Origin of the sequence: Psychromonas aquimarina ATCC BAA-1526 (assembly GCF_000428725.1) — a bacterium.
In the GTDB taxonomy this organism is placed as follows: Bacteria; Pseudomonadota; Gammaproteobacteria; order Enterobacterales; family Psychromonadaceae; genus Psychromonas; species Psychromonas aquimarina.
The window spans coordinates 20,286-35,230 of the sequence record NZ_AUAM01000009.1 but is presented as its reverse complement, the minus strand read 5'-3'; the positions used below and the strand labels follow the sequence as shown (position 1 = coordinate 35,230).

The 14,945-nt window shown below is 35.7% G+C and carries 12 protein-coding genes; 4 read left to right on the top strand and 8 right to left on the bottom strand.

What is annotated here, in order from left to right; translation table 11 throughout:
- Positions 1–6 precede the first annotated feature (6 nt).
- Positions 7–1,356, bottom strand: coding sequence for a YifB family Mg chelatase-like AAA ATPase (locus G337_RS25390; RefSeq protein WP_245597614.1), 1,350 nt, complete (start codon positions 1,354–1,356; stop codon positions 7–9).
- Positions 1,357–1,363: 7 nt separating this feature from the next.
- Here G337_RS25390 and G337_RS0102175 point away from each other — a divergent pair, with 7 nt between their 5' ends.
- From G337_RS0102175 to G337_RS0102160, 4 genes are all read left to right on the top strand, one after another.
- Positions 1,364–3,373 (top strand): recombinase family protein, encoded by a 2,010-nt coding sequence (locus tag G337_RS0102175; protein ID WP_084605262.1) that lies wholly within the window; start codon positions 1,364–1,366, stop codon positions 3,371–3,373.
- A 526-nt stretch (positions 3,374–3,899) separates the two neighbouring features.
- Positions 3,900–4,100: a hypothetical protein gene (locus tag G337_RS0102170; RefSeq protein ID WP_028862419.1), complete on the top strand. Its 201-nt coding sequence runs from the start codon at positions 3,900–3,902 to the stop codon at positions 4,098–4,100.
- A 212-nt stretch (positions 4,101–4,312) separates the two neighbouring features.
- Positions 4,313–7,336 carry a hypothetical protein gene (locus G337_RS0102165; protein ID WP_028862418.1) on the top strand — a complete coding sequence of 1,008 codons (3,024 nt, stop codon included), beginning with the start codon at positions 4,313–4,315 and terminating at the stop codon, positions 7,334–7,336.
- Positions 7,337–7,675: 339 nt separating this feature from the next.
- Complete coding sequence (locus G337_RS0102160; RefSeq protein ID WP_028862417.1) at positions 7,676–8,254, top strand: recombinase family protein; 579 nt, start codon at positions 7,676–7,678, stop codon at positions 8,252–8,254.
- A 237-nt stretch (positions 8,255–8,491) separates the two neighbouring features.
- On the opposite strand, the gene G337_RS25385 is transcribed toward G337_RS0102160, so the two are convergent.
- The 7 genes from G337_RS25385 to G337_RS0102125 form a co-directional block, all read right to left on the bottom strand.
- The gene (locus G337_RS25385) at positions 8,492–9,103 is read right to left on the bottom strand and encodes a hypothetical protein (RefSeq protein ID WP_051302893.1); all 612 of its coding nucleotides are present in this window, start codon (positions 9,101–9,103) and stop codon (positions 8,492–8,494) included.
- Positions 9,104–9,162: 59 nt separating this feature from the next.
- Complete coding sequence (locus G337_RS0102150) at positions 9,163–9,708, bottom strand: hypothetical protein (protein WP_028862416.1); 546 nt, start codon at positions 9,706–9,708, stop codon at positions 9,163–9,165.
- A 158-nt stretch (positions 9,709–9,866) separates the two neighbouring features.
- The gene (locus G337_RS0102145) at positions 9,867–10,445 is read right to left on the bottom strand and encodes a hypothetical protein (RefSeq protein ID WP_028862415.1); all 579 of its coding nucleotides are present in this window, start codon (positions 10,443–10,445) and stop codon (positions 9,867–9,869) included.
- A 101-nt stretch (positions 10,446–10,546) separates the two neighbouring features.
- Positions 10,547–12,028 (bottom strand): hypothetical protein, encoded by a 1,482-nt coding sequence (locus tag G337_RS0102140; RefSeq protein WP_028862414.1) that lies wholly within the window; start codon positions 12,026–12,028, stop codon positions 10,547–10,549.
- Positions 12,029–12,177: 149 nt separating this feature from the next.
- Entirely contained in the window at positions 12,178–12,825 is a 648-nt protein-coding gene (locus tag G337_RS25380) for a hypothetical protein (RefSeq protein ID WP_051302892.1), read from the bottom strand.
- Positions 12,826–12,930: 105 nt separating this feature from the next.
- A complete protein-coding gene (locus G337_RS0102130) occupies positions 12,931–13,974 on the bottom strand; it encodes a hypothetical protein (RefSeq protein WP_028862413.1) in 1,044 nt (347 codons plus the stop codon).
- 118 nt (positions 13,975–14,092) lie between these two features.
- Entirely contained in the window at positions 14,093–14,575 is a 483-nt protein-coding gene (locus tag G337_RS0102125; protein WP_028862412.1) for a hypothetical protein, read from the bottom strand.
- Between the last annotated feature and the right edge of the window lie 370 nt (positions 14,576–14,945).

Genomic DNA, 14,945 nt, shown 5'->3' with positions numbered 1-14,945 from the left:
GTGAAATTACTCATAAGAAATACTTTTTAATAAGCGATCCATTGCCCGATACGACAAAGACTCCAGCAGATGCTGACGCTGCAGCTGTTCACTGCCGGCTAAGTCTGCAATACTGCGCGCAACTTTTAATAAACTGTGCCAGGCTCGAATTGATAAGCCCATTTGATTAATGGCATGCTCTAAAAACTCTGCGTCATCAATACTCAGCTTACAAAATTCAGTTATCTCGCGAGTAGTCAGCGCATGATTTAATTTGCCCTGACGCAGGATCTGTTTTTCTCTTGCCTGCAGGACACGAACTTTTATCTGCTCACTGCTTTCACTTGACGGCTTCCGTCCAGCCTGCGTACAGGCCAGCGTTCCTTTAGGTAATAACGGCACCATAATTGACAGGGAAAAGCGGTCTAAAAACGGCCCGGATAACCGCCCGAGATAACGCAGGATCTGATCCGGCGTACTGCGTCTTAGTTCTCCGCTTATATGTCCGCAGGGACTGGGGTTCATTGCACCGATCAATTGGAAATCTGCCGGAAAGGTAACCTGATTAGCAGCCCGGGAAATAGTAACCTCATTGGTTTCCAGCGGCTGGCGCAGACTGTCTAAAACAGATTTAGGAAATTCCGGGAGCTCATCCAGAAATAAAACGCCGCGATGAGACAGGGATATTTCTCCCGGTTTAGGTTTTCCTCCGCCTCCCACCAGCGCGACGGAAGAGGCACTGTGATGCGGACTACGGTACGGCGGTTGATACCAGTCATCGCGGCGTTTACCGCAGACAGAATAAATTGCGGCCGTCTGCAGAGCATGCTTCTCGCTTAATTTCGGCAGCAGGGTCATAAAACGTTCTGCTAACATGCTCTTGCCGGTACCGGGCGGGCCGACTAATAATAAATTATGTCCGCCGACAGCGGCAATTTCTAACACCCTTTTCGCCTGTTCCTGTCCTAATACGTCACTCATATCCGGCTGATTGTGCGCTTTAGGTGTCGAGCAGAACTGCGCCTGCGCTAACGATTTCTGCCCCTGCAGAAAAGCACAAACATCAGTAAGGTTAGAGGCAACAAAAGCCTGCACGCCGGTTAAGGCGCTTTCATGCTGATTTTCACAACAGATGATTAAAGCGCGTGATTTTTCTTTAGCGGCCAGCGCGCAGGGAATAATACCGTCAACTGCACGCAGTTCGCCGGACAGGGCAAGCTCGGCAAAGCATTCGAACTGCTTAACCTGATCTCCCTGAACCTGATCGGAAGCAATTAAAATCCCAAGCGCAATCGCCAGATCAAACCGCCCGCCCTCTTTAGGTAAATTAGCCGGAGCTGTGTTAGCATAGTCGTCATTAAAATATCTATTAATCAAGGGAATTATGATCTACGCATATTGCAGGGTATCGAAAGCAAAACAACTCGAAGGACTGTCGATGTCACTACAGAATGATAGACCTTTGTTAGAAGAGCTTGCTATTAAATACAATACAACTGTAGGTCGTATTTACAAAGACGAAGGTAAGAGTGCTTACAAAGGAGATCACCTGAAAGGTGAGCTCGGCGAGCTACTAAAGGATATTGATAATAACACGATCAAGCCTCATGATATTATCGTAATGCGCCATCTTGACCGCCTATCCCGCTTAGATTTTGAGAATTCTATGGAGCTTTTCAATTCAATACTAAGTAAAGGTATTGAAATATACACCACTATGGATAATCACCTCTATAGCAATGCAGTAGACAACCAAACCAAGGCAATGAATAACGCTCTCGTCGGTTTTGCATTCGCCACAGCCAACGAGGAAAGCGCGAGAAAAAGTTATTACATTAACAGAAACGCACAAGCTCAAGTTAACCGATTTTTAGATGGTGAACGGACACCTTGCGGCTATCCTTATGATATCGGTGTAGGGCATCATCCATTTTACATCACAACAAAGACCACTGAAGGAACCACGAGAAAAAACCCTCCAGTTCGTCAGCATAGTGAGAACTGGATAATAGCAAAGGATCTTGTTCAATATGGACTAAAAAACGGCTTGGGTCGTTGCCAGAATTTCTTAGAGGGTAAAGGGTTAAAATATACTAAACAGGGCATTCGAGATATTTTAAGCAGTCCAGCTCTATTTGGTTGCTTGGAAATAAGCCTCCAGCATGAGAAGCCAATCAAGCTGAATGGATACTACAGCTTCAATGGAGAAACAATTTGTACAGAAGCAGAATATTACCAATTACAGCACTCAAGGAAAAAATCTAAATCTAATGGCAATCGCCAAAGTTATACCCTTCTTGCTGGTAAACGGTTTTTATTCTGCGGTGATTGTGGTTCACCACTAAGTGCAAATCACTCCACAGGAAAAGGCGCGGTTTATTACACTTGTATCAATCACAAATGCCTATTAAGCGAACAGATTTACACCCTCGATCATATTGTGGTGAATGCTCTGAGCCACCTTTTGTTAGCCGAATCCGATATTGATGATTCAAAGCTAATTTCATTAAAGCAAGAGTTAATATCAAAAACAGAGTTATTCAATACGAAGCAAAAATTAGTATTCGATAACCCTGAGTCATTTGGCGATTTCGCAAAGCTCGAATTAATAAAATTGAATCAAAATATAAGTGATTTAGAAGTTAAATTAGCGGAAGAAAAACAGAAAGTATTGCTGACATCAGGAAGTAGAAAAACACTCGACGATATTAAGTCATGGGGTGATGATAAAGAGAAAATAATCAACGGAGATAGTGAATCTAAACGGGAAAATGGCGAGAAAATCGCTAAATTGGTAAATAATATTACTATTTACAAAGATGGTTTAATTAATATCACGTTAATTGATAATAAGAGCATTTACTACTATCTGCCAGAACAGATGAAGCAAACGGGACGCAGGCTTGGGTACAATCTTATTATTATTGAACCTGATGATAAGAATTATCAAAGTATGAAAAGTGATGAACATTTCAAAATGATCACTTTTACGGAAGATGAAGTAAAAAATAATGCATACCGCTGTAATATTGAGAGTATTCATCCTGATTTTCTAAGGCTGTATTCCGAAGAACATACACGATACACAGCACTGGATAAATTCGTGAATGTTCTATTGGAATATGAAGCAAAGAATGGTTTCTTTGTCTTCTATAAGAAGTTCCTGTTAAATGATGAGTTGATTAGTGATAAGCAATGGCAGAGCCACAAATCCCTCGCTAAAAAAGATTTAATAAAAAAAGGCTGGTTGTACACAATCAGTTTTACTACGCAAAAAGGTAATGATACAAAATATTTAGTGATATGTAGGAGCAAAATAGAAAAACAGCTCCCCAAAATACAGCAATGGATCGGTGCTAATAAAATATTAGATTGTTCACTATTGAAGTACTAACAATAATTATCGTTAGAGCTTTCTTGTTTAATATTTTCTTTCGACTTGGTACGCATCTTTAATATGATCAAATTTCCTGTGAGAATGACTGCCTTTCGAGTGTTCATTCTCATAGGCAGGATTATCGATTTTCATTCTAAAATGTCGATTTAGATAATGCTGGTCTAATTATTCAAAATCAAACGTTTGTGATTACTTATGAAATTCGAGGAAATCAAGGCTTGCTCAATCACCAGCTGACGTGTCGTATTAATGTCATCTGAATCAAGGTTCACCACTATCCAAATACGAATTAGGGACAGGCGGAGACAAAACACACCTCACAAAAAAACACTTGACTTATCAAACCAGAACAGTTAGCATTTTCAACGTTAACAATAATCGTTAACTAACTGGTTCGAAATACTCGAGACCTGCATTTTAAATATTTTATAGAACTGTATCTAATTTTGGACTGCCAAAATGGAACAGTTTTTTTTGCGTTTTCAAAAAAGGAAATAGAGCATAACTAATTGAGGAAATAAACATGAACATTATTGAGAAATTAATGCTGAAGCATAGAGATGCGATCAGTCAACGTCAGAAAGAATTAAACCAAGCCAAAATACGTGTTAGTGAGCTAATCAAAAGAATCACAAACCGTCCAGTAAAAACTTCGATACCACATCTTCCAGTTATTGAAACCGTCAGATCAGAACAGCCAGAAGTGGTATTTAGTTCATCCTAAAAAATCGATAAATATCTACGCATAAAAAAACCTCAATTAAGAGGCTTTTAACAAATCATTTTTGAATTAATGTTCTCGATAAACATCAATTCAATTTTTAATAAAAATAAGGAACTACTAAAATAACAATCTAACAATATTTATGACTGGAATTAATCGTTCATAAATAAATATCTTATTTAGTAGTCACCAATAAAAACATAGGTGACAAAATGTCAAAAGTAAGCAACAAGAAGGAGATGAAAGCACAAATACAGCAATTACGAATCGCATTTTCTACAACTGGCGATAATTTTAATGTAACAATTAAGCCTTTATTATCATTATTAAGAGAACTTAAAAATGATAATTTCGCAGCTTGCCAATCGAAATACCTTAAAGCGAAAGAGGCATCTAAAGATCAGGTCAGTAAAGATGATTTTTTTCCAAGTTTTTTGCCACACGCTTATTATGATGGTCAACGTAAATTATTAGATGAAAACGATATGTGGAATCACAATCGTTGGCATATCTCCGGTTTAATCCATGCGGATCTTGATAAAATTGCCCAAACAGACTTTAACGAAGTATGGTCAAGAATGGAGAAAACGAAACCTTTATTCATGTTCCGTAGCCCTAACGGTGGAATCAAAGCATTTTGGTTAACTGACTTAGAAAACACCCCAAAAAACCGTCAAATGTTCACTAAACTTTGTCGTTATACCGTTAAATCATTACTTTCGAGTGTATCTTTAAATAAATATTACGATTATATGCCAACCAACCCTAACAGTAAATGTTATCTGACTGGCGGCGAAAACTTCAAAATAAAATTATACAATAATGCAGAAGTTGTTGAAATGGAACAGGCAATTACAGCTATTTTAAATCTGCATAATGAAGAACAAGCTATTATTCGTAAGAAAGAAAAGGCCCTAATAGCGACTAAAACAGCGGGCGAGTATGTAAGCTGGCACGATTTATCAGATTTAGAAAGAGCGAACAAACGCAAGTATGCTGAAAAGGTATTGGCATCCGCTATTAAATCTACCATGAACAAAGGTAACAAAACGAGTTTTAGCCTTGCTTGCTCATGTTTTAAAATAGGTTTAGACCATGCGACCGTAACTGAGTATGTGACCCGTTTTAAGCAGCATAATCTTAGCAAAATGACCTTTACTATTAAAAATCAAGTTAGTAATGCCATGAAAGCTACAGGTTCACAATATGGTGGTGGCGAGATAAGGGGCGATAATAAAAATTATATTGATTCATTAGATTTAAAAATTAAGGGTATAAACGATAAAATAACAGCCCTTACTACGAACAAACCTAAAATTGAAGTTGTTAAAACCAAAGTTAAAGGATCCATCGAATTAGGCGATTTATCAGAGTTAGATGCAACAATGGTTGTGGGACTTCCTGGATCTGGCAAATCGTACCAAATGGTACGGGATGCAATAGATTGGATGATGAACGACGAGATCACTATCTATGTATGCCCTGATAAGCAAAGCTTTAATAAGACAGTTACAGATAGCCGTTATCAAGAAACAGACAAGTATTTAATTGAGCTAAGGCAAAGTGGTGTTTTAACTAACAACCAATATAACGAACACTTATTAAACGTTCAAACAATTGCATCAGGTACAGATGAAAACACAGGAGAAAAAAAATCAGCTGTTAGTATTCAATTTAATATTGCATTGGACGAATTACAAAACAAAGGCAAAGGGGGAATCATATTCCTCACAATGGCTGGTCTTGAATTAGTTAATTTGGATGAAATGTTCAAATGTCAGCATCGTATAGTGTTTGATGATATCAGTTCGTTACCAACTGCAAAAAAGATATCTAACGAATGGACCGATATTGAAGTCTCGAAATTGAAAAAATACATTGAATTTGAATCTAACGGTGAAACACACAAAGTAATTAGCGCGAGTATTCACGGTCTCTCGTACATGGGTAGTCAAGCCAACATTGGTGATAAAGAACATATGTATGCGAGAGTTGATGCTGCTAAAAGAGCACCAAACTTAAACAACGTAACGTATTACTATATCGCTAAAGATGAACTTACTTTAAAGAACAAAATCACGCAATTATATATGTTCAACATTGAGAAATTGAAAATGTTTAAAGCCGTGTTTTTTGTTGGTGATGAAATCGAAAATAACCCATATGTTAAAATGTTAACCAATAATTGTGGGGTTATGTTTAAGTCTATAAAAATGAAATGTCGCTCTGAAAATTTACAACAACGAATCAAAAAAATACATTTTGTTACGACACACAATTTTGCAAAGACACGCATATCTCGCATTCCATATTTGCCATCAAGAATTAGTAAAACCTTGATTAGTACCTTTGGTGAAAAACACAATAAAATGTTAATTAACATCAATAAAGACCAGCAAGAACAAGGTATTTTTGAAGATGAGCTAAAAGATAACTTTGATTTAACGGTTACAAGCCCGATTACTAAAGGTATAAACCATCTAAAGGAAAATTCATTAATATGCTGTTTGTTCAATATGGATTTAGATGTTTCAAGTAAACACGTTCTTAGCCACGTAACAGGATTAACATTTGATGATTTAGATAATTTTATCCACAGAAATAATCTTATGCAAAATCTGTTTCGTGGAGTCCTGCGTCATAGCGATGATACTCGAGAATGTGATTTTGTTTGTCCAACTAAAGCCGATGCTGAATATTTACAGGCTCGTTTACTTGAAGAACAAGGGATCGAAGTTGATATTCAATTACTTGATCCTAAGTTATCAGAGAGCTTCAAAAGCGCAGTTAGTGGACGCAAAACAAAATCAATTACTGGGGATAAAATGACTAAGGCCGAGGAGAATATTAGATCAAGATTACGTAAAAAGTACGGATCTGACGTTGATTGTTTTGAACCAAGTGTTCTCCTTAAGACTATGGCAGGCTTACGAGGTCAAAAAGCTAAATCTACATTTGAAGAGTTGGTAAAAACCAAGTTAAAACCAACTAAAAGAGAGGATATATTTATTGATCCGGTGAAAAAATTAAACCAGCCTAATCCGATGAGTGAATCAATAGAAGCCATAACAAGTGCAAATGCCAGCAATGATGATGAAGATTATGGTGTTTTAAATACCTTGTCAGAAGACAAAACCCCATCTTCGGATATATGCCTTGATAGGGTTTTAATGTTTGAAGATATCAAGAAAAACATAAATAAAAAATCTGATTTTTCAAAGATTAATTTTGGTTAGTAAGTGAGTGCCAATCCCCTAAGAGGATGAAAGATCAGATTGATACTCACTTAGGGATCATTAATTAAGTAGTTAGAAAGTGATTCATAATACCGTTTTTTATTGTAGTTAAATTGCGCATAGCCACTAACTCTTTTTATAGACCTGTTATTCGACCCCCATAAGCTTCACCACAAAATGCACTGACTGGCTGATTATGCAGCAGTCCATCAAACGAGTGTTTAATGATACCTATATTAACGTTGTGATTTAGGTGTCATAAAACATGAGATACCGATTTGATGACACCCCTCACTTTATGATACCATTTGATGACACAATCATAAAAAGGAATTTGCCATGAGGACATTTGCATATTGCCGTGTCAGTACGAGTGAACAGACGACTAAAAACCAAATAATAGCTATTCGTACAGCAGGTTATGATATCGAAGACAGTAGAGTTATATCGGAAACTGTATCTGGTACAACAAAAGCAATGTCACGAGAGAAATTTAAAAATTTAGTTGAACATAAACTTGAGGCTGGCGATCGGTTAGTTGTGTTGAAATTGGACCGCCTCGGCCGCGACAATATCGACGTACAGACCACCGTGGAACTATTGCTTAATAAGGGCATAAAAATAATCTGTTTAGATTTACCAATTGAAGATTTATCAAGCTCAGAGGGTAAACTTATGCTTCATATGTTCTCCGCATTTGCCGAATTTGAGAGGAATCGCATTAGAGAGAGAACAATGGAGGGATTACAGAGAGCCAAGGATAATGGTATTAAACTGGGAAGACCTGTCGCTGATGATACGACTAAAAAAGTAAAAAGATGCAAGAATGATGGTTTGTCTCAGTCCAAAACCGCAAAAGACTTAGGTATCAGCATTGCTACGGTTAAAAGACATTGGAAGAAGTTGAATGACGCATAAGTTATTTTTGTTATGGAACTTAGGTGTGAATCAATCGGCTGCAGAAAACGTCAATATTTTGATATCACACCGTAACTTCATCATACACTAATATTGGACAAACGATTTGTTCCCCCAGTAAACCCGATATATTGCTTATAAATAAGCACATCAACACACTAAACAATAGGATAGACGTGGTTAGTGGCTCCTACGAGCTATCCTTATTCGTAAAATGGCATTAATTATTGCCAGAATCTATTTTTTAGTTGCTTCAACTTTCTTTGCTGTCGGCTCAGGTGTTTTCTGCATTTTCGGGATCGTAGCTCCATCAGTAGTATACACTCGTTTCATCTGAGGAACTGATTGACCATTAGTATGGATAACTTTTTTTGAATCTGACATTTCATATACTCCTGATTTTATACTTGAATTTTTATTACTAAAGTTTGCTATGGAAAATACAATTACAGAGGAAATTGCAAAGATAAAAACAATACCTGAAAGCAAATTGCTCAACTCCGTTGCTTTCGCAAACCAATCTGGTTTATTAAAAGCGTCTTCTTCATTTAATAAATAATACCGTTCAGCTAAATCTAATTGCTTCTTCATTCCCTGATTACTAAACATAAGTGATAGTAACGTTAAAATAATTGCCATGCCAAAAAACACCCAAGACGAGTACAACCAATATATGTATATTGCTTCATCAATAGCAACTATCGACTTGATAAATGTCAGAGAAATTGCAAGCCCAGCACTTGATAAAGATAAAATTGCTTTATCAAAACTCTCAGAGTTCGAAAGTTCCCTTTTGTATAGCTCATCTCTTAATTCATCGTACATTTTTTGCCGTACATCTGTCGACATTGCGAGCACTCTCCTTACCATTTAACGCCTTACCAGTCGAAAAACAACAGTTTAAGCAATTAGTTAGGTTTGTTTTTTATACTTAGTCTTTCTTTAGGACAATATTTTTTAGGCGTTTTTCCATCTATTTTGTGAGCAGAAATTCTTACATTTTCTCCTACTAATGCTGACGAATGCACTGCTGTTTTAAGCATTTTCCAGAAAAAAAACAACATAAATGATATTAAATAAGATAAAAGAATAGGCCGATCCAAACCATAAATTATGGACACTATGGCTGTTAACAAAGCAAAACAAATAAATATCACAGCATCTAAAGCGAATATAATTAGCTTTTTAACCACATATAGTGGGTACTCAAATTCATAAGCCTCTGTAACGTACTCAGTCCTTAATTGAATTGCTGTGAAGTAAGAGCGCTTTAGAGGGAACAGCATTCTGTTTGCAGGCGAATATTTACGAATCCTTTCAACGGATAAAACAAATATTTTTTTAACCAAAAAAACCAAAAGCCCACCAAGTATACTACCAACAGCACCTAATAAAATAACACCAAGTATTGTTGTTAATAAAAATTCTGTAAATTGTTCCAAAGTAAAGTCCATGTAACTCCTGTGTGATTATTCAACTAAAAACATAACGAGGCTGTAGAATTTCTCCATTTTCAGAAAGCTACACTTTTTCTAATTACATTGCCTTTTAAAATAAAAGATTGAAAAGTGTGGGGATCAGAAAGTTATAAAAATCGAGCTATTCTACAGCCTCAACGTCGCACTAAACGCCGAAATAAAGTAATAAATTTTAACCAATAGTATTTTCTTTTGGCTTTAAATTTTGAATCAAAATTGTACATCTTTTCCATCCCAAAAGATGCAGTTTTGCCAATCATGTCTACGGTTATGATGCTATCACACCAAATCTGATGATAACCGTGTGATGTTTGGATAGTGAACAGTAACTTGGTTATATCAGGGTTCAAATGACTTCCGATAATTCGGATATCTGTATGACCGTTAGCACCGATTTCAAAATCATCGTTATTAAGAAATAAATTATCAGACAGAGATAATGTATCCATATATTCTGGTTTTTGATTGTTTTTTTTCTCTACCTTGTAAGATACTTTTGTGTAACAAGATGTCGATTTTATATTTACAGGGTATGTCTTACTGTTTTTAATAACAATAATGTATGTGCTTTCAGAAGCTTTATTGTGGACAACTAATCTCTCAATTTTTAGCGGCATTTGGGAGTTCTTAAACCAACTCCACAATACCGTAACAATTGCAGTTAATGCAGCAGTGGAGCTTAGTGCATCTACGATGTATTTGTAATCTGCCATATTTATCCTTGAGAACAACGCCTTACTCATCGGTGGGTAAGCGGGGCTGTTTTACCGATTTTTCTTATGCAAGAACGATGACAACCATTATGCATCCACGTTTAACTACTTATAGTTTGACCATCAGTTTTAATTTCTTTGTCGATAATGTCTTTAATTTTATCATTATTCACTTCAATTATTTTACTTTGCTTTTCAGCAAAGTGTTTGACCAATGATGATAGGACAGGAACACGCTCAACTTTAGAAAGAGCATCTGCTAATTGAGAGCTTTTATCCAAAGCTTCCATTAACGGGTGATCACTCTTGTTATAGTCTGAAATTAACTTGCCTGGATTTTCACTATTAACATCAATTAAATTATATAAAAGCTTGTTCCGCAACTCTCGGCTAATATCATCTTCTTTAATATCTTGAACTTGTTTTGATAATCCTTCGAAGGTTTTACTTAATACACCTTTATGAGTGTATTCTTCGATAAGTCGTTTCGATAATTTATATTTTTTACTCGATGAATATGCCACCCATAAAATAGGCATATATAGTGGAAACATCATTGTTATAATTACGGGAATATCCTTTAACACCTCAGCTAATGGAACATTGGTAAATAACCGGTAAATATTAAAAGCAATAGGTAGTAATGAACAAAATATTAACAAGGCGATTGCGATGTTAAAAGAAGAATCATGCTTAGATAATTGATTTTCTTCTCGGGTTGTTTTTGCTTCATAAGCCCCAGCTAAACCTGCTGTTAACGCATTTGGCAATAAAGATTTAATTTGTTTCATCACCTCATCCTGCTCAATGTCACAATCATGAATGTAATTATTAAAATCTCTTTCTGCATTTTCTTTAGATTGATTGAGGTTGTTCGTTAGTTCCGTTTCAGCCTCTGATATATTATTTCCTAATATTTCAAGTTTACTTTTTATATTTTCATAACTTGTTTCAAGCTCAGATGACAGACCTTCTACATAATCAAACTCCCCATCTTCATTTTCAGTTTTATAACCAAAAATTTTACTGTGTAGTTCCTTTATTTCATTTCGATCTTTAACAAAACCAGACATCAAAGATTTAACTCGACCAGCCACCTCTTTAGTTTCTTCGGAAAAAGTATTTATAGCATTAATACTTTCTTCTAAGTCTTCTTTCTGATCGGCTAATTCACTTAAAATATCAATAGTATTTGCGATTGATTCTTTAGAATCATTTATCGTTGTTTCGTACTCTGCTATGTTTACCAAGCTTGTTTTTGCTTGTGTCTTCTGCTCGTTTAGATATTCAGCATGCAGTTTCGCATCTGTAGTAAGAGCTTCGATTTCTGTTTTTATCGCATCTATTTTACTAACAGAATTTTCAACAGCATTGAACTGTTCTTGAGCTCGATTTTTATAATACGAAGCATCTTTAGCCGATAATTGTAATTCTTTAAAATGTTCAGGCGCATTTTTGGATATATTATCAACAGACTCTTTTTGCGAGGATATTTTTGAATTTATTCTATCTATTTCGTCCCAAAGATATCCTTTTTCTTCTTGTAGCCTTTTTTCCATTTTCTCTTCACTGCTACCAAACATTTCAACTCCTTAATACCTTCGTGATTGTGCAAATAAATACAGTAAAACTAACAGCCACATTAAGCGACAAATAAGTTGGCTATAATGTGGAGCGAAGCGGAACTCGGCCAACGGTTATGAGTCCGACTTTAAATGACGCGTTAAAAATTTCACCGTAAATTTGAAATACACTGTATTGCTACTGGAGAATTACTCCTAAGAGACATAGATCCAATCAAGCAACCAATCACACAAGGATTTTCTTCAGCATCCATAATTATATAAGGGCCTCCAGAACAACCAGGTTGACTATTATGGTTTACTTCTGATCTAACGCTCAAATTTGCTGATATTTGTGTACATGGCTGATGATTAATATTTGTGATATTACCTTTAAGAACCTGTATTGATTGACTACCTACAGGAAAACCGACACCTTCAATGTGATCTCCAACATTATAACTACCTGGGCCAAAGAACTGAGTAACAGGACAAGCACCTTCAAATTTAATTTCTGCGATATCAAAGAAAGGAAATGGTGAAGATACGTTGAAATTTAATTGATTATTGAGACGACTCATCACAAAGGTAGCGACAAGATTGTTTGGGTGCAAGACCCCATTATGATTTTCAAACTCCACATACAAAGTAGATTGATTCGATGCAGGGTAGCACCCAAGTAAATCTGTAACGATATGAGCGGCGGTTACAAGTATGTTATTCTCTCCGTCAAAATAACCAAATGCAGTTACTTCTTTAACTTTATAAAAATAAGCATCGGTGGAAACTCTAAGCTTACAAACATAATTTCGGTACATAATTTACCTTTAATTTTTCAACACCCTTGTTAACGGGCTAAAAATAGTGGACTAAGCTTGATCGCAACGAAAATAGACTGCTGTTTTTAGTCCTGTTGAACAAGCTTATATTTTCATTGCGTGTGACGATACAAATTTCAGAAAGGATACTAATTCAAAATCCTTATAATCTTCACGGTAGAATAAATCATAATCAGAAACCAACTCCGCCATTTTTTTAGCAAACAGGGGCTTTGGAGGCATCCACACTGCAATATTTTTAAGGTGATTGTATAGCGTAACATCATCTTTCTTTGGAGAATTCAAATGTTCTATGATGGTTCCATAATCACTTCCAAACTCCGTCAAGCACTCAGCAATAAGTTCTTTAGGGTATGTTGCTTCTAAATCATCGCTAAATGCAAAGAAATCGTTTTCCGTTATTAGGTTACTTTTTATATGTTGATTTAGGTTTATAGCAGGATTTCCATCCTGATCTATTTGAAAGATAACTTTAAACCCTTTTTCTTTAAAATAATTTATAAGAAGGAAAACTTTATCCTTACGTTTGTTATCCTTACCATCGTAACTTTCAACATAGACACCGCTAAAATATGCAGAATTCAACTTGGTAAAAAGTTCAACAAAATCTTTTTCAGACTGTCCCTCAACTAATAACATTATTCTTTCTGAGCGAGTAAATTCTGTATTTTTCAAATGTGAACAAGCTTTTACTAAAGAGTCATTTATATCCGCAGCCAAACCTAAAAGTCTTTCGCCGACTTGCTCGGAATACATCTCACTGATAAAGCCCTTTTCTTGAAATGCTCCAATATAATTTTCAGCATCATATGTAAACTTAGTTAAATGATACAACCCCTTTAAAAATTCTTCTTTTTTAGCTTTATTCAAGCTTTGATACTTCTTATCGGCAATATCCAAATACTCTTCTATGAAATTAGATACAACACCACACTGAATTTCTTGATAAAGATAATCACAGTTCCCTCTGTTAACAGAGTACTTACAGTAACTTTTTCTACCACATTTAAAACAGTCAATATTTGGCGTCCATTCATCAATTAACTCTCTTTTCAAATCCTCCATTGAAAGTTGAGAGCTAAGATTAATAAAACTAATTCCATCATATGAATAAGCTTTGATATACAAAGAACCTCCTTGAAAATATAACGCTTTGCTCACTTGCGGTTTATGGTTGGTATTGTTTTTGAGTATTTTTCAAAAAACGTGACAGCGGTAAACCGTCAAGTAAAGCGACTTATTATGGCTAATACTCTAAAGGTGGCAAACTAATGTTAGTTATTAGTTTTCTAAGCATAAGAAACTGCTTTCTCTGAACTGTTGCAATATATTCGCGTTTTCTAAACATTTTGCCATTACCAAGATGCAGCACTAAATTTTGATCATAGTTATGTGCGTGCGGAGATGAAGGGAATGGGTCGACATCATTTTGATGTACAACCCAGACTTCCCCTTTATGCTTGTATTTTTTCTTTTCAAGAATTATAGGGACATTAGAGGGAATCACCGATTCCTCACAAACAACTCTATCAAGAATTTTGGGGTACTGAGACAAAAATTCTTCATCCAAGAGATGTACAACTTCTTCGACATCACTAAAATCATTACATTTACCATTGAGATATTGAACAACAGCATAAATATCTAATTTTCTCTCAGTGATTTTTTCAATATTGTCTTGAACTTGTTGAAACTCTAACAACTTTAAAGCAAATTCTAAGTCGTTCACTAAATATCCTTAATTTCATGAGCCATAACACTTATTAGGCGAAATAATTCCGTATTCCCACAAGAGCGACCCATCAACTATTTGTAATAAAAATAAACATTACATGCATTAACACTACTTATCAAATGGTTATATTTTTTAGAAGGCTCACTTATTGTAGAAAGGCGGAATAATCCCATATTTTGCGGTGGAAACACGAAATACAACACGAGCTATGTATGCAGTCAGTGATTACCTTGAACAAAAAGGTAGACCATACTGGTTCGCTAATAGGGATTAGCGAACGCTGATAAATCAAGTTACAGCACCACCAGCAGATTATTTAATAAAGTATTCATTAAATAATGGAGGAATGATTTGCGTCACTTCT

Excerpts from the sequence above, each read along its gene's own strand:
- G337_RS0102175 (WP_084605262.1), top strand. The coding sequence starts at position 1,364 with ATGATCTACGCATATTGCAGGGTATCGAAAGCAAAACAACTCGAAGGA.
- G337_RS0102170 (WP_028862419.1), top strand. The coding sequence starts at position 3,900 with ATGAACATTATTGAGAAATTAATGCTGAAGCATAGAGATGCGATCAGT.
- G337_RS0102165 (WP_028862418.1), top strand. The coding sequence starts at position 4,313 with ATGTCAAAAGTAAGCAACAAGAAGGAGATGAAAGCACAAATACAGCAA.
- G337_RS0102160 (WP_028862417.1), top strand. The coding sequence starts at position 7,676 with ATGAGGACATTTGCATATTGCCGTGTCAGTACGAGTGAACAGACGACT.
- G337_RS25385 (WP_051302893.1), bottom strand. The coding sequence starts at position 9,103 with ATGTCGACAGATGTACGGCAAAAAATGTACGATGAATTAAGAGATGAG.
- G337_RS0102150 (WP_028862416.1), bottom strand. The coding sequence starts at position 9,708 with ATGGACTTTACTTTGGAACAATTTACAGAATTTTTATTAACAACAATA.
- G337_RS0102145 (WP_028862415.1), bottom strand. The coding sequence starts at position 10,445 with ATGGCAGATTACAAATACATCGTAGATGCACTAAGCTCCACTGCTGCA.
- G337_RS0102140 (WP_028862414.1), bottom strand. The coding sequence starts at position 12,028 with ATGTTTGGTAGCAGTGAAGAGAAAATGGAAAAAAGGCTACAAGAAGAA.
- G337_RS25380 (WP_051302892.1), bottom strand. The coding sequence starts at position 12,825 with ATGTACCGAAATTATGTTTGTAAGCTTAGAGTTTCCACCGATGCTTAT.